Annotated in this window: 20 protein-coding genes; 13 read left to right on the top strand and 7 right to left on the bottom strand. The window is 52.1% G+C overall.

What is annotated here, in order from left to right:
• The first annotated feature begins 16 nt into the window (after positions 1–16).
• The 3 genes from SPM24T3_RS01940 to SPM24T3_RS01930 all read left to right on the top strand — a co-directional run bounded on the left by SPM24T3_RS01940 (position 17) and on the right by SPM24T3_RS01930 (position 3,519).
• Positions 17–310, top strand: a complete 294-nt coding sequence (locus SPM24T3_RS01940) for an MSMEG_0570 family nitrogen starvation response protein (protein ID WP_009635002.1) — start codon at positions 17–19, stop codon at positions 308–310.
• 79 nt (positions 311–389) lie between these two features.
• The gene (locus SPM24T3_RS01935) at positions 390–1,718 is read left to right on the top strand and encodes an MSMEG_0569 family flavin-dependent oxidoreductase (protein WP_009635001.1); all 1,329 of its coding nucleotides are present in this window, start codon (positions 390–392) and stop codon (positions 1,716–1,718) included.
• Positions 1,705–3,519 carry an AMP-binding protein gene (locus SPM24T3_RS01930; RefSeq protein ID WP_009635000.1) on the top strand — a complete coding sequence of 605 codons (1,815 nt, stop codon included), beginning with the start codon at positions 1,705–1,707 and terminating at the stop codon, positions 3,517–3,519. The genes SPM24T3_RS01935 and SPM24T3_RS01930 overlap by 14 nt, the downstream gene beginning before the upstream one ends.
• On the opposite strand, the gene SPM24T3_RS01925 is transcribed toward SPM24T3_RS01930, so the two are convergent.
• The gene (locus SPM24T3_RS01925) at positions 3,516–4,424 is read right to left on the bottom strand and encodes a LysR family transcriptional regulator (protein ID WP_009634999.1); all 909 of its coding nucleotides are present in this window, start codon (positions 4,422–4,424) and stop codon (positions 3,516–3,518) included. The genes SPM24T3_RS01930 and SPM24T3_RS01925 overlap by 4 nt on opposite strands.
• Positions 4,425–4,650: 226 nt before the next feature.
• Between SPM24T3_RS01925 and SPM24T3_RS01920 the strand changes: the two genes are divergently transcribed.
• The 5 genes from SPM24T3_RS01920 (at position 4,651) to SPM24T3_RS01900 (ending at position 8,342) form a co-directional block, all read left to right on the top strand.
• A complete protein-coding gene (locus tag SPM24T3_RS01920; protein ID WP_009634998.1) occupies positions 4,651–5,283 on the top strand; it encodes an HD domain-containing protein in 633 nt (210 codons plus the stop codon).
• A 67-nt stretch (positions 5,284–5,350) separates the two neighbouring features.
• Positions 5,351–6,091: an amino acid ABC transporter permease gene (locus SPM24T3_RS01915; RefSeq protein ID WP_009634997.1), complete on the top strand. Its 741-nt coding sequence runs from the start codon at positions 5,351–5,353 to the stop codon at positions 6,089–6,091.
• Positions 6,084–6,731: an amino acid ABC transporter permease gene (locus SPM24T3_RS01910; RefSeq protein WP_009634996.1), complete on the top strand. Its 648-nt coding sequence runs from the start codon at positions 6,084–6,086 to the stop codon at positions 6,729–6,731. The genes SPM24T3_RS01915 and SPM24T3_RS01910 overlap by 8 nt, the downstream gene beginning before the upstream one ends.
• A 43-nt stretch (positions 6,732–6,774) precedes the next feature.
• The gene (locus SPM24T3_RS01905) at positions 6,775–7,566 is read left to right on the top strand and encodes a transporter substrate-binding domain-containing protein (protein WP_009634995.1); all 792 of its coding nucleotides are present in this window, start codon (positions 6,775–6,777) and stop codon (positions 7,564–7,566) included.
• A 35-nt stretch (positions 7,567–7,601) separates the two neighbouring features.
• Positions 7,602–8,342, top strand: a complete 741-nt coding sequence (locus tag SPM24T3_RS01900) for an amino acid ABC transporter ATP-binding protein (protein ID WP_009634994.1) — start codon at positions 7,602–7,604, stop codon at positions 8,340–8,342.
• 45 nt (positions 8,343–8,387) lie between these two features.
• On the opposite strand, the gene SPM24T3_RS01895 is transcribed toward SPM24T3_RS01900, so the two are convergent.
• The 3 genes from SPM24T3_RS01895 to SPM24T3_RS01885 are packed head-to-tail and all read right to left on the bottom strand — an operon-like array spanning position 8,388 to position 10,773.
• The gene (locus tag SPM24T3_RS01895; RefSeq protein WP_009634993.1) at positions 8,388–9,113 is read right to left on the bottom strand and encodes a glycosyltransferase family 2 protein; all 726 of its coding nucleotides are present in this window, start codon (positions 9,111–9,113) and stop codon (positions 8,388–8,390) included.
• On the bottom strand, positions 9,089–9,661 hold the full coding sequence (locus SPM24T3_RS01890) for a DedA family protein (RefSeq protein WP_009634992.1): 573 nt from the start codon (positions 9,659–9,661) through the stop codon (positions 9,089–9,091). The genes SPM24T3_RS01895 and SPM24T3_RS01890 overlap by 25 nt, the downstream gene beginning before the upstream one ends.
• Before the next feature lie 17 nt (positions 9,662–9,678).
• Entirely contained in the window at positions 9,679–10,773 is a 1,095-nt protein-coding gene (locus SPM24T3_RS01885) for a ceramide glucosyltransferase (protein ID WP_237712956.1), read from the bottom strand.
• 285 nt (positions 10,774–11,058) lie between these two features.
• Between SPM24T3_RS01885 and SPM24T3_RS01880 the strand changes: the two genes are divergently transcribed.
• Together SPM24T3_RS01880 and SPM24T3_RS25365 are read left to right on the top strand one after the other, a co-directional pair.
• Positions 11,059–11,409, top strand: a complete 351-nt coding sequence (locus SPM24T3_RS01880; RefSeq protein WP_009634990.1) for a YebG family protein — start codon at positions 11,059–11,061, stop codon at positions 11,407–11,409.
• Positions 11,410–11,609: 200 nt separating this feature from the next.
• The gene (locus SPM24T3_RS25365; RefSeq protein ID WP_157135226.1) at positions 11,610–11,819 is read left to right on the top strand and encodes a hypothetical protein; all 210 of its coding nucleotides are present in this window, start codon (positions 11,610–11,612) and stop codon (positions 11,817–11,819) included.
• Positions 11,820–11,924: 105 nt separating this feature from the next.
• On the opposite strand, the gene SPM24T3_RS01875 is transcribed toward SPM24T3_RS25365, so the two are convergent.
• Both SPM24T3_RS01875 and SPM24T3_RS01870 read right to left on the bottom strand, forming a co-directional pair.
• Positions 11,925–12,446, bottom strand: coding sequence for a chromate transporter (locus SPM24T3_RS01875; protein WP_009634989.1), 522 nt, complete (start codon positions 12,444–12,446; stop codon positions 11,925–11,927).
• Positions 12,443–13,030 carry a chromate transporter gene (locus SPM24T3_RS01870; protein ID WP_009634988.1) on the bottom strand — a complete coding sequence of 196 codons (588 nt, stop codon included), beginning with the start codon at positions 13,028–13,030 and terminating at the stop codon, positions 12,443–12,445. The genes SPM24T3_RS01875 and SPM24T3_RS01870 overlap by 4 nt, the downstream gene beginning before the upstream one ends.
• Before the next feature lie 112 nt (positions 13,031–13,142).
• On the opposite strand from SPM24T3_RS01870, the gene SPM24T3_RS01865 reads away from it, so the two are divergent.
• A complete protein-coding gene (locus SPM24T3_RS01865; protein WP_009634987.1) occupies positions 13,143–14,096 on the top strand; it encodes a LysR family transcriptional regulator in 954 nt (317 codons plus the stop codon).
• 3 nt (positions 14,097–14,099) lie between these two features.
• Here SPM24T3_RS01865 and SPM24T3_RS01860 read toward each other — a convergent pair whose 3' ends face one another.
• Entirely contained in the window at positions 14,100–14,462 is a 363-nt protein-coding gene (locus tag SPM24T3_RS01860; protein ID WP_009634986.1) for a helix-turn-helix transcriptional regulator, read from the bottom strand.
• 256 nt (positions 14,463–14,718) lie between these two features.
• Here SPM24T3_RS01860 and fusA point away from each other — a divergent pair, with 256 nt between their 5' ends.
• Together fusA and SPM24T3_RS01850 are read left to right on the top strand one after the other, a co-directional pair.
• A complete protein-coding gene (fusA, locus tag SPM24T3_RS01855; RefSeq protein WP_009634985.1) occupies positions 14,719–16,827 on the top strand; it encodes an elongation factor G in 2,109 nt (702 codons plus the stop codon).
• 178 nt (positions 16,828–17,005) lie between these two features.
• A complete protein-coding gene (locus tag SPM24T3_RS01850; protein WP_009634984.1) occupies positions 17,006–17,563 on the top strand; it encodes a TetR/AcrR family transcriptional regulator in 558 nt (185 codons plus the stop codon).
• The last annotated feature ends 121 nt before the right edge of the window (positions 17,564–17,684 follow it).

The following is a 17,684-nucleotide window of genomic DNA, read 5'->3' as shown; positions in this document are numbered from 1 at the left end:
ACAAATCATACCTGCGATGCATTTTCACGTGTGCTGGCCGGACGGTAGCACTGAAGCGTGCTATTCACCCTCGACGGTGATTGGCGAATATCTGACCGCCGGAGAAACCTACAGTCTGACGGAATTCACCCGTCGCTGTTCCTCGGCATTAAACGAAGCCAGTCAGCGAGTCGAGCAGAAATATGGTTTTGCCTGCTCCAGCGCCATGGACCAGTTGACGCGCATCAATGAAAAGTCGGCGCTGTATCAAGGTCGTCAGCACGCAAAGGTCAGCGTCACGGCCATCGCGCCGGTTGGCCCGTTACCGTAGTCGTTGATGTGATTGCAGTTGTTACGGTTGAAGTTTTTACGGTTAAAAGCACTGTGCTAAATATTCAGGAATAATTGCCATGAAAGATAATCAAATCCCCACCGCCGCGAAGCAATCTCAGCACGTTCACACACTGATCATCGGTGGTGGCCAGGCGGGTTTGTCGATGAGTTATGTGCTGAAACAGCAGGGAGTCGAACATCTGATCCTCGAACGCCATCGTCTGGGATGGGCGTGGCGTGAACAACGCTGGGACACTTTTTGCCTGGTGACGCCGAACTGGCAGTGTCGATTGCCGGGGTTCCACTATGCCGGTAAAGATCCAGAAGGTTTTATGGTCAAGAGTCAGATAGTCGATTATCTCGAGAGCTATGCGGCCCATTTTTCGCCGCCAATCCGCGAGGGCGTTAATGTCATCGGCATTAGCCGCAGTAATCCGTCCAGTCAGAACGGGCGTTTTTGTGTGACCACCAGCGAGGGGGAGTTTACTGCCGAACAAGTGGTGGTCGCGGTCGGCAACTATCATCGTGAGCGATTCCCGGCGATTTCAAGCCAACTGCCTGCGCGCATCACCCAGCTGCATTCTGCGCAATATCGCAATGCCGAAAGTTTGCCGGAGGGAGAGGTGCTGGTCGTTGGATCGGCGCAGTCGGGGGCTCAAATTGCCGAAGACTTGCATCTGGCCGGACGTAAAGTTCATCTTTGTGTCGGCAATGCGCCTCGGGTGGCGCGTTTTTATCGCGGTCGCGACGTAGTGGCCTGGCTTGATGATATGGGGCATTACCAGCTGAATGTCGATAACCATCCTCTGGGAGAAGATGCGCGTCAAAAGACCAACCACTATGTTACCGGTCGCGATGGAGGCAGAGATATCGATCTGCGCGCCTTTGCGCGGCAGGGTATGCAGCTGCACGGACGCATGCAGTCTTATCAGGCGGAGGAAAACGGCGACGGCTGGCTGGTGATGGATGACGGGTTGACGAAATATCTGGATGCCGCCGACGCAACCTCGGAAAAAATTAAAGACAGTATTGATGCCTGGATTGCCGAGCAGGGTATTTCTGCTCCGATTGAGGCGCGATACGTGCCGGTCTGGCAGCCGTCGGAAAGTGACAATCGACTGGATCTGTCAAAGATTTCTGCCATTGTCTGGGCCGTGGGTTTTCATACCGATTTTAGCTGGATTGATGTGCCAGCTTTTAATCATCGCGGCTATCCGATTCATCGACGCGGTGTTTGTGACATTGCCGGGCTGTATTTCCTCGGCTTACCGTGGCTATGGACCTGGGGTTCCGGGCGTTTTGAAGGCGTCGGGCAAGACGCGATTTATCTCGGCGAACAAATGTTGGCAGCCGGATTTTTCGGGCAAGTCGCAGCGATGGGAGGGATGGAAAATGCGTTTCGCTGACCGGCAAACCGTGGCACAGGCCAGCCACAAGACGCAATTTTCATCAGCCAAAGATCATAACCAGTTGGTTGACAAAGAGTTTTGGCAACGGCAGGCGAGCCTGATTGATTGGCAACAGTTGCCGCAGTCAACAGTGTCTCAGGTGCAAGACTCGCCCCGTCAGCGTTGGTTTGAAGACGGAACGACCAATCTGTGCCATAACGCGGTGGATCGCCATTTGGCTCAACGTGGTGCTCATACAGCAATCATTCAACTTGATGCTCGAGGTCAGGAGCGGCGGCTAAGCTATGTTGAACTGCATGTCGAAATCTCGGCCATGAGCGAAACGTTGCGCCAGCTCGGCGTGACAACCGGCGATCGGGTGTTGATTTATCTGCCGATGATCGCAGAAGCGCATATTGCCATGCTGGCCTGCGCGCGAATCGGTGCTATCCATGTGGTGGTGTTCGCCGGTTTACCCGCACCGGCTCTGGCAGAGCGGCTCCGCGCCAGTTCCCCGAAACTCGTCATCAGCGCGTCAGCCGGTTTAGAACACGGAAAATTCGTCTCTTATCGACCCGTATTGCAGGCGGCATTGGGGCTGAATCAGCAACCTATAACCCCGATATTGATGGTCGATCGTGATATTGACGTTGGATACCATCCGCCGCTGGCGCATGAAACTGACTATGCTGCCGCTCGTAAACGGTTGCTCGGCAAGTTTTCAGCTTGCGTGTGGCTGTCAGCTGCCGCGACCTCGCACTTGCTTTATACCTCGGGCACTAGCGGAGAGCCGAAAGGTATTCTGCGTGATACCGGCGGTTATGCAGTCGCGCTGCTGACTACCCTACGTGACATTTATGGTATCACCGGCAGCGATGAAATCATCTTTACGACTGCCGACGTCGGCTGGGTGGTCGGCCACAGCTATGGGGTGTATGCCCCGCTGTTGGCGGGTATGACGACATTAATTGTTGAGGGGGGGCCGTTGCACGGCGGCAGCGATTATTGGTGGCAGCTGGTTGCGCGCTATGACGTGACTCGCATGCTGACTTCCCCTGGCGCCATGCGGCTGTTGCGCCAGTTTGGCAAACAGGGCATTAACGCGTATAGCGCAAGTCTGCGCGGCATCTATCTGGCGGGGGAGGCTAATGATCCACTGACTGCCGATTGGCTGAGTGAAACGTTGCGCATTCCTGTCGCTGAACATTACTGGCAAACAGAAACCGGCTGGCCGATTTTAGCCGGTAGTCACAATCTGTTGCGAAGTGTGCTGGGGCGGCAGGTGTTGGTTGTGCAAAGACATAGCGGAGATGTTTGCGCACCCGGTGAACCGGGCGTGATTGTCTTGCAAGACAGTCTTGCGCCGGGTGGAATGCAGAGCCTTTGGCAAAATGATGCCGGGCACGACCAGCTCTATTGGCAGCACCAACAGGGGCAATGGCGCTACCTGACTCTGGACTGGGGCGTTACTGATTTACAAGGGCGGGTAAGCGTGTTGGGGCGCGCCGATGACGTGATTAACGTCGGAGGTCAGCGGCTTTCGACCTGCGAAATTGAAAATATTGTGCTGCTTGATAGCCGGGTTTTAGAAACCGCCGTGGTGCCGGTAGCACATCCACTTTTGGGCCAGTTGCCGCTGCTTTATGTGGTGATTGCTATTCGTGGCGATAAAAATGCCGACAAACAGCTGAAACGGCAGCTTTGCAATCAGATTGTTGCTGCACTGGGACGCAGCGCCAAACCGCGGCGAGTGATAATTGTCGACTCCTTGCCGAGAACCCGTTCGGGAAAAGTGGTGCGACGGGCATTAGCCGCCTAAGCCTGATAAACATAATCGCTTTCTAAAGCTACGTCGTGGATAAGCGCGGCCATCAGTTTGACCGAACGATTAATAATGCCCTTGTTGTGGGCAATAAAGACGTCCTGCGGCGGTAGCGAAAAAGAGTCGGAAGACAACATTTCAAGCAATCCGCCCGCCAATTCTTGCTGAGCAATGCGCTCAGGCAAAAGGCTAATCCCCAGCCCTTCTTTAACCAGCGTCAGAATCAATGCCAGACTGCTGCATTCATTGACGTGAAGGTTCAATGCTGGGTCTTTGCCTAAACTGCCGAGGATCAGATAGTGCAGATTCGACGGTGCCGGAGTCGAGAAAATACGCAGTTGGCTAAACCGCTCTGCCGAAAGCCGCTGCTGGCCTAATCCCAGTGCCGGGCTGGCAACCCAGCTGATACTTTGCTTGCCCAAAGAGGTCAGTTCGACACCGGGCAGTTGCGGAGGGGTCGATAGAATTGCTAAATCAATGCTGCCATTTGACAGTTTGGCCGCCAGCGCGTGGCTGTTTTCGGTAGTGATTGATACACGCAGGTTGGGATGCAGTTTATCGATACGTTTCAATAACGTGGGCAGGCAAATAATGGCAAAACTGTCGATGATGCCCAGCCGGATAGGTTGAGTCTGATGGCGGCGTACCGACACATTGGCCTCGATATCGCTGGCTATCGACATCATGCGCTCAACGTATGCACAAAGCGCGTGCCCGTCGCTGGTCAGTTCAACGCCGCGCCCTTGGCGATCAAACAGTGAAATCCCCAGTGAAGCTTCCAACTCCTTGATGCGATAAGAGATGGTCGGCTGGCTGACATTAAGCAGCTCCGCAGCAGCGCGAAAGCTGGAGAGTTGCGCTGCCCAAAAGAAAGATTCAATCGCGGAAAAATTCGAAATCATCGCCTGATCCCTATCGGGGAAAGATAAACGTAAGTACTCATTATTACTATTTAGTTTGCGGGATTAATCCTCTTGGTTCAATGTGATTAAAAAATTAAATGAGTGCTATTAATATTCCGTCTGGACCTGTAATCCTTTACTCGCTAATTATGACTCATCGCCAAAAGCATTCGGCTTATCTATAAGCAAAACCTTTCTTTCCATAAGAAAATAATATGAGGTGGTAATGAGTAAATTAATTTCACGGGAACATATTTTAGAAGATCTGCCGGAAATAGCGTGGATTAAGTCTGATGAATTAAGGGAAAAAACAATTGATGCGTGGGAGTGGGCGTTAAGCCGTTCGAGCTTCAATCGGGTTATTGATATCCCAGGGGAAGGCAGTCCAAACGTATTTACCATGCACACCCGAATGCAGGATGCACATTTGCGTGGCGTAACGCGACTGGCACTGAAATTTGCTGAAGAGTTTGAAACTACTTTTCCGCAAGTGCGAATCGATCACGACATTTTGATTGCCGGTGGCCTGATCCACGACATTGGCAAAACCTGGGAGTTTGACCCGGTGAATCAGCAGCGCTGGCGTGAGCAGGGCGATCGCTACGGGGAGCCGTCTTACCGCCATTCTACCTACGGCGTTCATGTACTGTTGAGTGTCGGTATGCCGGAAGAGATTGCACATATTTCAATTGGCCACGCATTAGAGGGCAAATTTATTGGCCTAAGTACCGAGTGCTGGATTATCCAGCAGGCAGACCATGCTTACTGGCACGTCGCGGCGGCACTGGGATTATGTAAAGAGGACACGGTGGCGTTTGCTGGGCCAAGCCTGCGGATGCGCAAAACCGTTAACTCCTGACGGGAAATTTTAGTGGCTGCTTTCAGTTTCCGAGAGCAGCTCTGGTGGCTAATTTGCAGGGGGAAATATGACCTATCACCTTCAGTTTGGCGTTTTGCTGCAATACCTGCCGACGCTGCTTGACGGTTTGTGGATAACACTCTGGCTGGCGGTGTTGGGAATATTTCTAGGCTTTGCCCTAGGAGTATTAGGCGCTGTGGCTTCAGTTTCTTCCATTAAAACTTACCGCATTGTTTGCCGTGTGTACGTTGAGTTTTTCCGCAATACGCCAATGCTCATTCAGCTCCTGGTACTGTTTTTCGGCTTACCGGCGCTTGGGATTCGGTTGTCGCCTCTGATAGCGGCGTCGCTGGCGCTTATTTTGAATAACACAGCCTACATTATGGAAATTGTACGCGGCGGTATTTTATCAACAGATAAAGGACAATACGAGGCTGCCGAATCATTAGGGCTAACGCGCGGGCAGGCATTACGTTTTGTTGTATTACCTCCGGCGATAGAAAAGGTGTTCTTACCGATCGTAAGTCAGTCCGTATTATTAATGTTATCAACCAGTATTGTTTCTACCATTGGCGTCCCGGAATTAACCGGCGCGGCGATGCAAATTAGTTCTGATACTTTCCGCGCGCTGGAGCTTTATTTATCGCTGGCGATTATTTATGTGCTGCTAAATTACATTTTTCGCGCTGCTCTAACAATACTGTGGCAGGCGATATTTAAAAAAACTGGCCAGAAGAGATTATTTCAACGCGTTGCCAAGCCGATAGTGATTACTGAATTAGATGTCGGGAGCGGTAATAATGCGTAGTTTTGGACTTCCTGAATTGCTTTATGTCGTCGAAGCGCTGCGCTGGACTTTGGCTCTTTCAGCAATCGGCTTTATCGGTGGTGGATTAGTAGGGGCGTTAATTGCCGTTTTGCGTTTTGCAGATAATAGGCTGATCAACGGAGTTATCATTATTTATACCCAATTTTTCCAGGGTATTCCGCTGTTGCTGTTGATGCTGCTTTGCTATTACGGCATCAGTCTGATTGGCATCCAGCTTTCTCCGTTACAGGCCGCCGCAACGGCATTAACGATTAACGCCAGCGCATTTCTCGGCGTGATTTGGGAGAGCGCACTGCGGTCGATTCCCAGGACCCAGTGGGAAAGCGGTGAGTCTTTGGCCCTGCGTCCGTGGCAAACTCTGCATTATATCATCGCGCCACAGGCGATACGTCTGGCATTGCCATCCACGGTGGGATTTTTGGTACAGCTAGTAAAAGAAAGCTCGCTGGCATCGGTGATTGGTTTTGTTGAAATCACCCGAGCTGGGCAGCTGGTTACCAATATTACCTTTGCGCCGCTTGAGGTCTTCGGCGTAGTCGCGGTGTTGTATTTTATTATTTGCGGCCTGCTTTCCTGGTTAAGCCGACGTCTAGAGCTTTCTCTGCGCCAAGCGATGTAATTCAATTTCATTTTTACTCTTTTATTTAATGGGACATTCAGCCATGACTCGTCGTTTGTATTTACTTTGTGCCACGCTGTTTATTGTCTGCATAGGTCTGATTAATACCGCCAGAGCCGAAACCCCGGATGATATTATTTCCCGTGGCGAAGTGCGTATCGGTGTCGATCTCAGTACTGCGCCTTTTGGCTCGCTGGATGAGAAAATGCAGCCTGCCGGATTAGATGTTGATATGGCCAACCTGCTGGCAAAAGATCTTGGCGTAAAGCTGGTGCTGGTGCCGATTACCGGGCAGAACCGTATTCCTTCACTCTTGACCGATAAAGTCGACTTTATTGTCGCCAGTTTTGGAATTTATACCGAAAGGGCGCGCACGATTGCCTTTTCGAATCCTTACGGCGGACATCAGTCTGTCATCGTAGCCGGTCCAACGCATATTATTCATGCACTCGACGATCTCAAAGGGCTGAAAGTTGGCGTAACGCGTGGAACCGCACATGAAAAGGTGCTTGCCGCCGCGCATATTCCCGGCATGCAACTGATTCGTTTTGAAGATGACAGCACCACTCTGAATGCGCTGGCAACCGGACAGGTTGACGCAATTGGCACGGTTAACTATTTGGCTGCGGAACTGAATCTGCGCTATCCCGATAAGCATTTCGAAAACAAGCTGACGTACCTGAAAAGTTTTTACGGCGTAGGACTGCGCTACGGGCAACCGGATCTGCTGCACTGGATTAATACCGTGATTTTTGTTCACGATCAGGCCGGTGATTTGGCGCGCATCTATGAAAAATGGATGAAAACGCCGTTGCCATCGTTGCCGACCTTTTAATTAGCCTGTTGAACAGCAATCCGTTGAGGTAAGTAATGGAAATGATTTCGGTGCAAGATATTCATAAAAGTTTTGGCAGTCTCGCCGTGCTAAAAGGCGTGTCGTTAAAGGTTGAGCAGGGCGAAGTGGTGGCGCTAATTGGTCGCAGCGGTTCGGGCAAGAGCACTTTACTGCGCTGTCTGAACGGCCTTGAGAAGGCCGACAGCGGTTATATTGCGGTAGCGGGTCACGAGCTGGGAGAAGATAAACTTCGGCTGCGCGCCATGCGACAGGATGTTGGCATGGTGTTTCAAAGCTATAACCTTTTCCCGCACCTGACGGTGGAGGAAAATATCATGCTGGCACCCATGCGGGTGAAAAAAGTCAGCCGTAGCGAGGCCAGAGCCACGGCGCAGGAGATGCTGCAGATGGTTGGGCTGGCGGACAAGGCCGAAAGTTATGCCAGTCAGCTATCTGGCGGCCAGCAGCAGCGGGTTGCAATCGCGCGGTCGCTGGCAATGAAACCCAAGGTCATGCTGTTTGATGAGGTGACCTCGGCGCTGGACCCCGAGCTCACTGCCGAGGTGCTTGCTGTAATGGCCATGCTGGCAAAAGGTGGGATGACTATGGTGCTGGTGACTCATGAAATGGCATTTGCTCGCCAGATGGCAGGCAGGATTATCTTTATGCACAATGGCAAAATTGGCGAACAGGGACGAGCCGAAACCTTCTTCGAGCAGGCATCATCGGCAGAGCTTAAAGCTTTTATCGGCTCGGATATTGAAATGCAGAACTGAAAATCAAGAAACGGATCGGCTCAGTCGAGAGACCGATCCTGGTTATTATGATGCAGAGGCATCGTTTGGCTGGGACAGAGGCGGGGATTGGCGTTTCATCGCCATAATTTGTTGCAGTATCTGCCTTAGACTGATGGTGCGCAAAATATCCCGCGTCATGGCGCAGTCAGCTTTAATGCCGCGCAGCCAGCCCATTTTTTGTGCTTTATACGGACTAATAACGTCGGGCCAATGGACCACTGCGATGCGGTAATTTTCTGCAATCCACAGTCGGTTAAGCCAAACCTCCAGACCAAAGTTTGCCAATGCGCGAATCTCGGCCAGTCGTGAAGCCACCAGACTGCGAGGAAACACGCGTTCGCCGGAAATATAGTCCAGACCAATCAGGTGCCAAAGCCGCGGGCTGTTACGCCGCAGGCTCAAGGTGACATCCACCTGCTGTGAAAGAACCGGCTGCAGCAAGGCATTGATATCGTTGGCCGTCAATCCTACCAAGTCAGCATCCAGCAGCAGCAAATGGCTGCCCGAGGCGGCCGCAATACCGCTTGCAACCGCACCACTTTTGCCGAGATTCTTTGGCAAAGGAATAAGCATGACGCCATCACGCTGTGCCTGTGCGGCGGTATCGTCAGAAGAGCAATCATCAACGACAATAATTTCGCCAATCAGTGGATGACCAACGACGGCGTCCAAAACTTTACCGATGCGCCGAGCCTCATTGTGAGCCGGAATAATGCAGCTCACGCTTATCCTTTCTGGGTTTTTATCCATACGACGCCTCCTGCGATCAACAGCAGCAACATACCTACTGAAAGATAGGCAATCCAGTGATCGACCTGCCCAATCACGTGTCCAAATGACCAACCAATGGCGACAAAAAACAGGCTTTTAGGCACCTGCGCCACGGCATTATAGAAAATAAAATGACTAAAGCGCATACGCGCCATTCCAGAGGCCACGAGCACTACAGCGCCCGCTGAATGGGTGAGTTTTCCTATTACCAACAAACGGCCGCCGTGCTTATCAAAGCTGGTCACCACGGTGGCCAGTCTCGCCTTGTTCAGACCCAGGAAACTCAACCATTTAGGCGGTTCACCGTTGGACTGTATCGCCCAGCGACCCAGACAATAATATCCGGCATCGCCGATCAGGTCGGCAAGAATAACGATGATACACACCGCCGGTAAGCTAAAGTAGCCCAACCTGGCAGCATAGGCAGCAATCACAGTAACAATTGGCCCCTCGATAACTGCCAAGGGGGCAAGTAACAGTAAACCATACTCTCTTACTAACTCATCAATCGACTGCAGATCGAACATGCCGAAATTTATCCTTATTACTTCCCGTGTTGCTCGTTGACTGTGGCAGATGTCTCGTTTTTCAGCATCGTTCCACGCCAGACAAAACTGCGTCCGGCCCAGCACCAAATCCATAACGCCGGCAGCATGATATCGCGAATTACCATGGCGAGCACGTCGCGCCACTTATGTGGCCAGCCTAAAGTGCGAGCGAAAATCCATTCGGCAGCATACCAAAGTACGGTCAGGGCAGGGGGGAAGTACCAGGAAACGTTGCCGCTGGCCGACAAATAAATAGCCGCAATCAGTGCCGGTAACAGCCCTTGCGTGATTTCAGGCAGGAACAGCCAGAAGACGCCCGAACGCCTGATACGTGCCCAGCGCAGCTGTCGTCCCCAAACTGCGGACAAACTCCGCTTGCCAATCGGATGTGCAAACGGCTGAGGAGCCAATCGTACTTTCAAACCTGCGCGGCGAACGACCTTGGTCGCTGCCAAATCCTCTGCGATCTCACGCCCTAGCGCAGGCATGCCACCGCCGTTATTGAGCACATCGCAGCGCCAAAACATGGTTTTACCCTGGGCAAATCCAGCACCGGCCCAGTCAGAAAGGAACTGCCAGCGGGCTTGATAGGTGTTAAGCGTGGCGGCTTCGAGTGCCCCCCAGATATTCTTGGGACGCACGCCGATAGCCGGAGAACTGACCATTCCGGCCTCTTCGTCATAAGAGGAAAGCAGCATTTGCAGGTAATTGGCAGGCAACAGCAGATTGCTATCAGCCATCACTGCCCATTTTGCGGAGGTTTGGAACCAGGCCTTGTTTAGATTATTTAACTTAGGATTGGCGGAAATTTTATCGTCGCCGATCAATAGTCTCGCTCGCTGGCGGGGATATTCAGCCATCAGCTGTTCTACCAACCCGACGACCGGGTCAGATTGCGAGGCGACACAAAACAGTATTTCATAATCTGGATAATCGAGCAGGAAACTAGACCGCAAGGTTTCCTCTTCGTAGGTATCTTTGCCGCAAAGAGGTCTCATGACTGCAATAAAAGGCAGCGTTTCCGGCAGGGCATCCTGATTCATTTTACGGGTGATCCGCCATAAAGAGACGGCGAGAGACGCAAACTGCATGAAAACGAGAACGCTGCATATAATCGCAGCCACCAAAGCGGTTATTATCATAAGGGCACTCCTCTGCTTTGCACTAAATAGGCGACATAACCCAACATGGTTCCTCCGTGCAACTATTCCTGATAACCAACATCCATCAACGTTTGACTAAGTGTAGACAATTAAAATACTAAATTTCCACATAGCTTATAAAGCACAACATTTATGACAATAAAGTGAAAATGAAGCTGCATCCAGCGAATGTTACTGCTATACTGTATATAATTACAGTATAGGAGATTAATCATGGCTGTTGAAACAAAATTTGTGGTAGTCAGAAAAGGTGAAGAGAAAATGACATTTGCCAGCAAGAAAGAAGCCGATGCCTATGACAAAATGCTTGATATGGCTGAGGTTTTCACTGACTGGCTGTTACAGAGCGGGCTTGAACTTGATGATGCTCAGGCTGAAAATACCGGCTTGTTCCTTGCCGAGCAAAAAGAAGCTGTCCAGCATATTCTGCGTACCAGCAAACTGCCTGAATTAGAGGCAAAAGAGCAGCAGTTTGAACCAGTTATTGAAAATGCAGAAACATCCGAAACTGTTTCTATAGAGGCGGAGGAGGGTAAGAAGATTCGTGCGATAAAAGCGGCATAATTATTTGAGATTTAAAGTGTTACAGAGTTTTAGATTATTTGCTGACTGTCGAGTTTTGCCTACAAACGCCTCCGTTCTGTCGGGAGCGTTTTTGCTGGTCGAGCCGAGCAGGGAGGCGCGGTGATGCCAAGAATGTTAACAACTGTATTGCTGCGAGCAAAATAAACACCCGAGTGCCAAGCAGTGCCAAAAGCGTGCCCGTGGCTGAGACCTTACGAATTCCACAGTGCTGGGTGAGCGCGTCCGATGGACTTGGCGAGTTGCTGTCGGCAGCACAGTTTTCTTCTGGCGTGAGTTTGTTATCGGATACGGCCCCTCCACTGCTCAATATCGCAGTTAACGGGCAAAGCGCCTGTAGAGAGGGCAAAGAATCTAGCAATGGGGTCAACCGACAAGAGCTTCTTCCTTGAGGCTACCTGTCGATTGTCGCAACGCGGTGATGGCGGTTTTATCGAGATTTAACATCCGGCTTTTAGGTGCCGTGTTAAACCGCCATTGGGAAAAATTAAATATTATCAGGCAAGGATCAGGCCCAGCACGGCGCCAACGGCCAATACCCACAGTGGGTGGATCTTTTTATTCATTGCCAGCAGCGTGCAGAGCACTATCACGCCGCCCAGCGCCACGCTGGTGGCCGAAGCCTCGGCGATCAGCAGTCCGCTGGACACTACCAGGCCGACAGTCACTGGCACCAGCCCGCTTTGTACAATGCGACGCCACGGTTTGTCTTTGTAACGTTTCCAGCCGCCCATCACGATTAAGGTGATAATTGACGACGGCCCGAATTTTGCCAGCGATGACACCAGTAAACCGGCCCAACCGGCGACTTGCCAGCCAACTAAAGGCACGATCATCATATTTGGGCCTGGTGCCGCCTGGGCTAAAGCAAACAGAGCACTGAATTCCTGGGCGCTCATCCAATGATGGTTCTGCACGACTTCACGCTGCATCTCGGGCAGGATGGTATTGCCACCGCCAAAGGCCATCACTGAAAGCAGGGTAAACAGCAGCCCCAAGGTGATCAAAACGCCGATCATTGCTGTCTTCTCCAGAACAGAAAGATGCTGACAGGTGCCAGTATCAGCATCACCAGCAGCATGGGTAGCCTGAGGCCTGCGATAGCGATAATCCCAACAATGACTATCGCCAACTGTAACCATTTGCCTTTCAATGGCAGCAGCATTTTAATGCCGGTCGATAAAAGCAGGCCCGCCGCGCCAGCTGCCAGACCGGCAAACAGGTGTTCGACAATCGGATCGTTTTGGTAGCGGGCATAGACTACTCCCAGGCAGACCACAATCGCCGTAGGCGCGAGAATTAGACCGAAAATAGCGGCCAAAGCCCCGCGCAGTCCCTGAAACTCATTGCCGAGTGCTACTGATAAATTTATGATATTGCCGCCCGGCAGAAACTGGCACAGTCCCAGCAGCTCGGTAAACTCATCACCATTCAGCCAATTTTTCTTTTCGACTATCATCCGCCGCGCCATTGGCAGAACGCCGCCGAAACCGGTCAATCCTAAAATAAAAAAGCCCATAAAAAGTTCACGACATCCCGGTTGTACAGGGTGATGCTCGATAATCTGCTCACTGCTGGCATTGCTATTTATAGGTGCTGACATGAAGCGCTCAGTGATAATAAAAGTTAATTGAGGTATGGTTTTTAAGTATGATGCCAGTTGCTGTGCTGCGATGTCTAATGCATTTGAAGAACATAAAGGATACCTAAAAGGTATGGCAGAGATTGAATTACGCCGACTAAGGGCATTTGTAACCGTGGTCGAAGAAGGCAACATTACCCGTGCAGCGCAGCGATTGTTTATCCAGCAACCGCCGTTGACCCGTCTTTTACAGGCCCTTGAAGAGGAGTTTAATGTCAAGCTACTGCAGCGTTATCCGCGCGGCGTTGAGCCCACAGAGGTGGGTAAAGTGCTGTATCAAGAGGCTAAAGCCTTGCTCGAGCGGTCAGAAACACTGTTGGCCACCATGCAACGGGCGACCGAAGGTAAGCAGGGGAATATTCGCATCGGTTTTACCAGTTCTGCGGCGCTGCACGCTTTTGTACCCAACGTGCTGCGCCGCTATCGTGAAGTTTATCCAATGGTTACCACCCAGTTGGAAGAGTCTGGCAGTACCGAGTTGTTACAGGGATTGGTGAACCGCACGCTGGACGTGGCTTTTGTGCGCACCCCGGTGCTGGGCATGCCTGAACTTAAAATCGAGCGAATATTGCAAGAGCCGATGATGGTTGCCTTGCCGGTGGGACACCCGTTGGCGCAGGGGGCCAGCAATGCCGTCGCCTTGAAAACGTTGCTAAATGAAGGATTTATACTTTATCGACGTCCAGCCGGACAGGGGCTGTACGACGCTATTCTTGCGGCCTGCTATCGGGCGGGATTTAGCCCACGTATTGTTCAGGAAGCGCCGCGTCTTACCTCGTGTTTAAGTTTGGTAGGCGCGGGATTAGGCGTTTCTATCGTTCCTGCCTGTATGGTCAGGCTGGGCGGTGACGGCGTGGTTTACCTGCCACTGGCGGCGGATGCCGAATTACACGCGCCACTTTATCTGGCACAAAGAAAAGAGCCAACGCCGCGTAAAGATCTTACTCAGCGCAAGGAAACACAGGCTTCGGCGATGGTTAACACTTTTTGTGAACTGGTGAAAAATCAGCTTGAGGAGTCGCGTTGAGTTTTATTCTTCGTCGTCATTCTCGCCACGCAGGTGACGGGAGGTTGATTCTAGCGTAATGGTGTCGTTTTCAGCCGCGTGCAGCAGAGAGTCGAGCAGCCCCGGGAAGCGCGCGTCTAAATCCTCGCGGCGCAGAGACAACAAGTTGGCGCGCCCGTCGGGCCGTTGCCAAATCACACCGCTATCACGCAACACTCGCCAGTGATGGGTCAGGGTCGATTTCGACAGTCCCTGCAAAAGTGTGCCGCAGGGGTGTTCGCCACCCCCGGCCAGCTTTTGTACCACCGCCAGGCGCAGCGGGTTTCCCATGGCCATCAGGACATTTTCCAGGCGGATCTGCTCACGTTCTGGGTGATTGGCAATCATATCTTTCCTGTTCAATACTCATTAAAACGGTTTAATGGCCTTCCAACAGGCTTTTGAGCCGCGAATGATAGCTCAGACGTTCTCACCGTTGCAACGGCGCATTTCTAAGCCTAACGCTATGACACTGATAGCCATTAACGATTGTTCGTATATACTCGTACAATTGTAGTATGCTAACGCTTTACAACAAGATGTTAACGCCGACGGGGAAGAAATCCTCGCCTGATTAATTAGCCATCCTCACTAAGGATATTATATGGCTCGCAAAACTCCCATTGAGCGCTACCGCAATATCGGTATCTCAGCACACATCGACGCCGGTAAAACGACCACCACCGAGCGCATCCTGTTCTACACCGGCATGAACCATAAATTAGGCGAAGTGCATGACGGTGGAGCAACTACGGACTGGATGGAGCAGGAGCAAGAGCGTGGCATCACTATTACCTCGGCGGCGGTGACCTGTTTCTGGCGCGGAATGGACCACTCTCTTGAAGAGCACCGCATTAATATTATCGACACACCGGGGCACGTCGATTTCACCATTGAAGTGGAACGTTCGATGCGCGTTCTTGATGGTGCGGTGATGGTTTATGACTCGGTCGGTGGCGTACAGCCGCAGTCCGAAACGGTGTGGCGTCAGGCGAATAAATATAAAGTGCCGCGTCTGGCGTTCGTCAACAAGATGGACCGTCCTGGCGCAGATTTCTTCCGCGTGCGGCAGATGATGATCGACCGTCTCAAGGCTAATCCGGTGCCGATCGTTATTCCAATCGGCAGTGAAGAGCATTTCACCGGCGTGGTGGATCTGCGCAAAATGCGCGCCATTCTATGGGATGATGCCACACAGGGCATGACCTTCAGCTACGCACCGATCCCGGCCGAGCTGCAGTCGCTTGCCGAAGAGTGGCGTGGCAAGATGGTTGAAGCCGCGGCTGAGGTTTCCGACGAGCTGATGACCAAGTATCTCGAAGGAGGAGAATTAAGTGAGGAAGAGATCACTTACGGTCTGCGTCAGCGCACCATTGCCGGCGAGATCCAGCCGATGCTGTGCGGCAGTGCCTTTAAGAATAAAGGCGTGCAGCGGATGCTCGACGCGGTGGTCGAACTGATGCCTTCGCCGCTGGATATTCCGCCCGTCGTGGGAACAGATGAAGACGGCAATGAGGTGCATCGCGAGGCCGATGACGGCGAGAAATTCTCGGCGCTGGCTTTCAAACTGATGACTGACCCCTATGTTGGCCAGCTGACTTTCGTTCGAGTGTATTCGGGCGTGCTGTCCAAGGGTGACAGCGTGTATAACCCGATTCGTGGCAAGAAAGAACGCATCGGGCGTATCGTGCAGATGCATGCCAATCAGCGCCACGAGGTGGACGAGATCCGGGCCGGTGATATTGCCGCCTGCGTCGGACTTAAGGAAGTCACTACCGGCGAGACGTTGTCTGATCCGAACGCGGTGATAACGCTGGTACGCATGGAATTTCCCGAGCCGGTGATATCGCAGGCTATCGAGCCGAAAACCAAGGCCGATCAGGAAAAAATGGGTATCGCACTACAGCGGCTGGCGTCGGAAGATCCGTCGTTCCGCATCCGCACTGACGAAGAGTCCGGGCAAACCATTATTTCCGGGATGGGCGAGCTGCATCTGGAGATCATTGTTGACCGTATGAAACGTGAGTTTGGCGTTGAGGCGAATATCGGTAAACCTCAGGTCACCTATCGAGAGACGGTGCGCAAGAAAGTTGACGACGTAGATGGGAAATTTGTGCGTCAGTCTGGGGGTAAAGGCCAGTATGGTCACGTGGTGTTTACGCTGGAGCCGCAGGAATCCGGTAAAGGATTTGCGTTTGTAGATGCCACCAAGGGCGGTGTCGTGCCGCGCGAGTTTATTCCGGCAGTGGAGAAAGGGGTTGTTGAAGCCCTTGGTAGCGGGATTCTGGCCGGATATCCGGTGGTTGACGTAAAAGTCACGCTGACTTTCGGTTCTTATCACGAAGTGGATTCATCGGAAATGGCATTCAAGATGGCGGCGATTTTTGGCTTCAAGGAAGCCGCCAGATTAGCCAGCCCGGTTATCCTCGAACCGATGATGCGCGTTGAGGTGGAAACACCGGAAGACTACGCGGGCAGCGTGATGGGCGATCTGTCTTCACGGCGCGGAACGGTGCAGGGTATGGAGGAGATTCTCGGCGGAGGCGGCAAACTGATTAAAGCCGAAGTACCGCTGTCGGAAATGTTTGGTTATTCCACCGTGTTGCGGTCAATGTCACAGGGCCGTGCAACTTACACCATGGAATTCCATCATTACGCAGAAGCACCCCGTAACGTCGCCGATGACATCATCGCGGCACGCGCCAATAAATAATGTAATGCAGGCCCCGCAGCAATTCGGGGCTTTTTTACAAGGCTTTGTCACCCTTCGGCTCGAGATAATCCTTGATTAGAAAATCCCCATTCCCTATATTCAGCCTATGAATGAAAACACTGTTACTCACCTAAAAAATAATGTTACCCGATCTCGCGGCAGGCCGCGCGAATTCGACATGGATCAGGCACTGGACAAGGCGATTCTGGTGTTCTCCGAGCGGGGATATCACGCCAGCTCAATTAATGATCTGACTCAGGCAATGGAACTGGCCGCGGGCAGCGTGTATAAAGCTTTCAAAGACAAACGAGCGATTTTCATTGCCGCGTTTGACCGATATAAATTGGTGCGTAACGCCCAGTTAGCTCAGGCTATCTCATCAGCGGTAACCGGACGCGCGCAGCTTGAGGCCGCGCTGATGTTTTATGCCGAATCGGCGCAGGGTGCTCAGGGTATTTTGGGTTGTCTGGTCGTTAACGGCGCGACCGAATTGGCGACCTTTGACGAAGAGATTGCCCAAAAGGTGCGGGTTAGTTTGGCCAACAGTGAGAAAATGTTGAGCGGACTCATCGCGGCAGGCAAGCAAGATGGCTCAATTATGGCCACGGCCGACGAGCAAGTGTTGGGCAGGGCGTTGCTCAGCGTGACACAGGGTATGCGCGTCATTGGCAAGACTGGCCGCAGCCGCGAAGATATGCAGGCGGTGGTATCAGCGGCGCTAAAAATGCTCGAATAGGCCGCGGCAGTGGGTATCAATGCGAAATAATATATTGATCCTGCTGCCACCGATATCCTCGGTTTTGTACTTTTTATAACAGCGTATACGATTGAGTTCTTGAGACATTAAATTATTTCTG

The sequence above is a fragment of the Serratia sp. M24T3 genome, assembly GCF_000257645.1.
Classification (GTDB): Bacteria; Pseudomonadota; Gammaproteobacteria; order Enterobacterales; family Enterobacteriaceae; genus Rouxiella.
Note: the sequence above shows the minus strand (reverse complement) of the source record. Positions and strands in the feature narration are given on the sequence as shown.

Excerpts from the sequence above, each read along its gene's own strand:
- SPM24T3_RS01940 (WP_009635002.1), top strand. The coding sequence starts at position 17 with ATGCATTTTCACGTGTGCTGGCCGGACGGTAGCACTGAAGCGTGCTAT.
- SPM24T3_RS01935 (WP_009635001.1), top strand. The coding sequence starts at position 390 with ATGAAAGATAATCAAATCCCCACCGCCGCGAAGCAATCTCAGCACGTT.
- SPM24T3_RS01930 (WP_009635000.1), top strand. The coding sequence starts at position 1,705 with ATGCGTTTCGCTGACCGGCAAACCGTGGCACAGGCCAGCCACAAGACG.
- SPM24T3_RS01925 (WP_009634999.1), bottom strand. The coding sequence starts at position 4,424 with ATGATTTCGAATTTTTCCGCGATTGAATCTTTCTTTTGGGCAGCGCAA.
- SPM24T3_RS01920 (WP_009634998.1), top strand. The coding sequence starts at position 4,651 with ATGAGTAAATTAATTTCACGGGAACATATTTTAGAAGATCTGCCGGAA.
- SPM24T3_RS01915 (WP_009634997.1), top strand. The coding sequence starts at position 5,351 with ATGACCTATCACCTTCAGTTTGGCGTTTTGCTGCAATACCTGCCGACG.
- SPM24T3_RS01910 (WP_009634996.1), top strand. The coding sequence starts at position 6,084 with ATGCGTAGTTTTGGACTTCCTGAATTGCTTTATGTCGTCGAAGCGCTG.
- SPM24T3_RS01905 (WP_009634995.1), top strand. The coding sequence starts at position 6,775 with ATGACTCGTCGTTTGTATTTACTTTGTGCCACGCTGTTTATTGTCTGC.
- SPM24T3_RS01900 (WP_009634994.1), top strand. The coding sequence starts at position 7,602 with ATGGAAATGATTTCGGTGCAAGATATTCATAAAAGTTTTGGCAGTCTC.
- SPM24T3_RS01895 (WP_009634993.1), bottom strand. The coding sequence starts at position 9,113 with ATGGATAAAAACCCAGAAAGGATAAGCGTGAGCTGCATTATTCCGGCT.
- SPM24T3_RS01890 (WP_009634992.1), bottom strand. The coding sequence starts at position 9,661 with ATGTTCGATCTGCAGTCGATTGATGAGTTAGTAAGAGAGTATGGTTTA.
- SPM24T3_RS01885 (WP_237712956.1), bottom strand. The coding sequence starts at position 10,773 with ATGCAGTTTGCGTCTCTCGCCGTCTCTTTATGGCGGATCACCCGTAAA.
- SPM24T3_RS01880 (WP_009634990.1), top strand. The coding sequence starts at position 11,059 with ATGGCTGTTGAAACAAAATTTGTGGTAGTCAGAAAAGGTGAAGAGAAA.
- SPM24T3_RS01875 (WP_009634989.1), bottom strand. The coding sequence starts at position 12,446 with ATGATCGGCGTTTTGATCACCTTGGGGCTGCTGTTTACCCTGCTTTCA.
- SPM24T3_RS01870 (WP_009634988.1), bottom strand. The coding sequence starts at position 13,030 with ATGTCAGCACCTATAAATAGCAATGCCAGCAGTGAGCAGATTATCGAG.
- SPM24T3_RS01865 (WP_009634987.1), top strand. The coding sequence starts at position 13,143 with ATGGCAGAGATTGAATTACGCCGACTAAGGGCATTTGTAACCGTGGTC.
- SPM24T3_RS01860 (WP_009634986.1), bottom strand. The coding sequence starts at position 14,462 with ATGATTGCCAATCACCCAGAACGTGAGCAGATCCGCCTGGAAAATGTC.
- fusA (WP_009634985.1), top strand. The coding sequence starts at position 14,719 with ATGGCTCGCAAAACTCCCATTGAGCGCTACCGCAATATCGGTATCTCA.
- SPM24T3_RS01850 (WP_009634984.1), top strand. The coding sequence starts at position 17,006 with ATGGATCAGGCACTGGACAAGGCGATTCTGGTGTTCTCCGAGCGGGGA.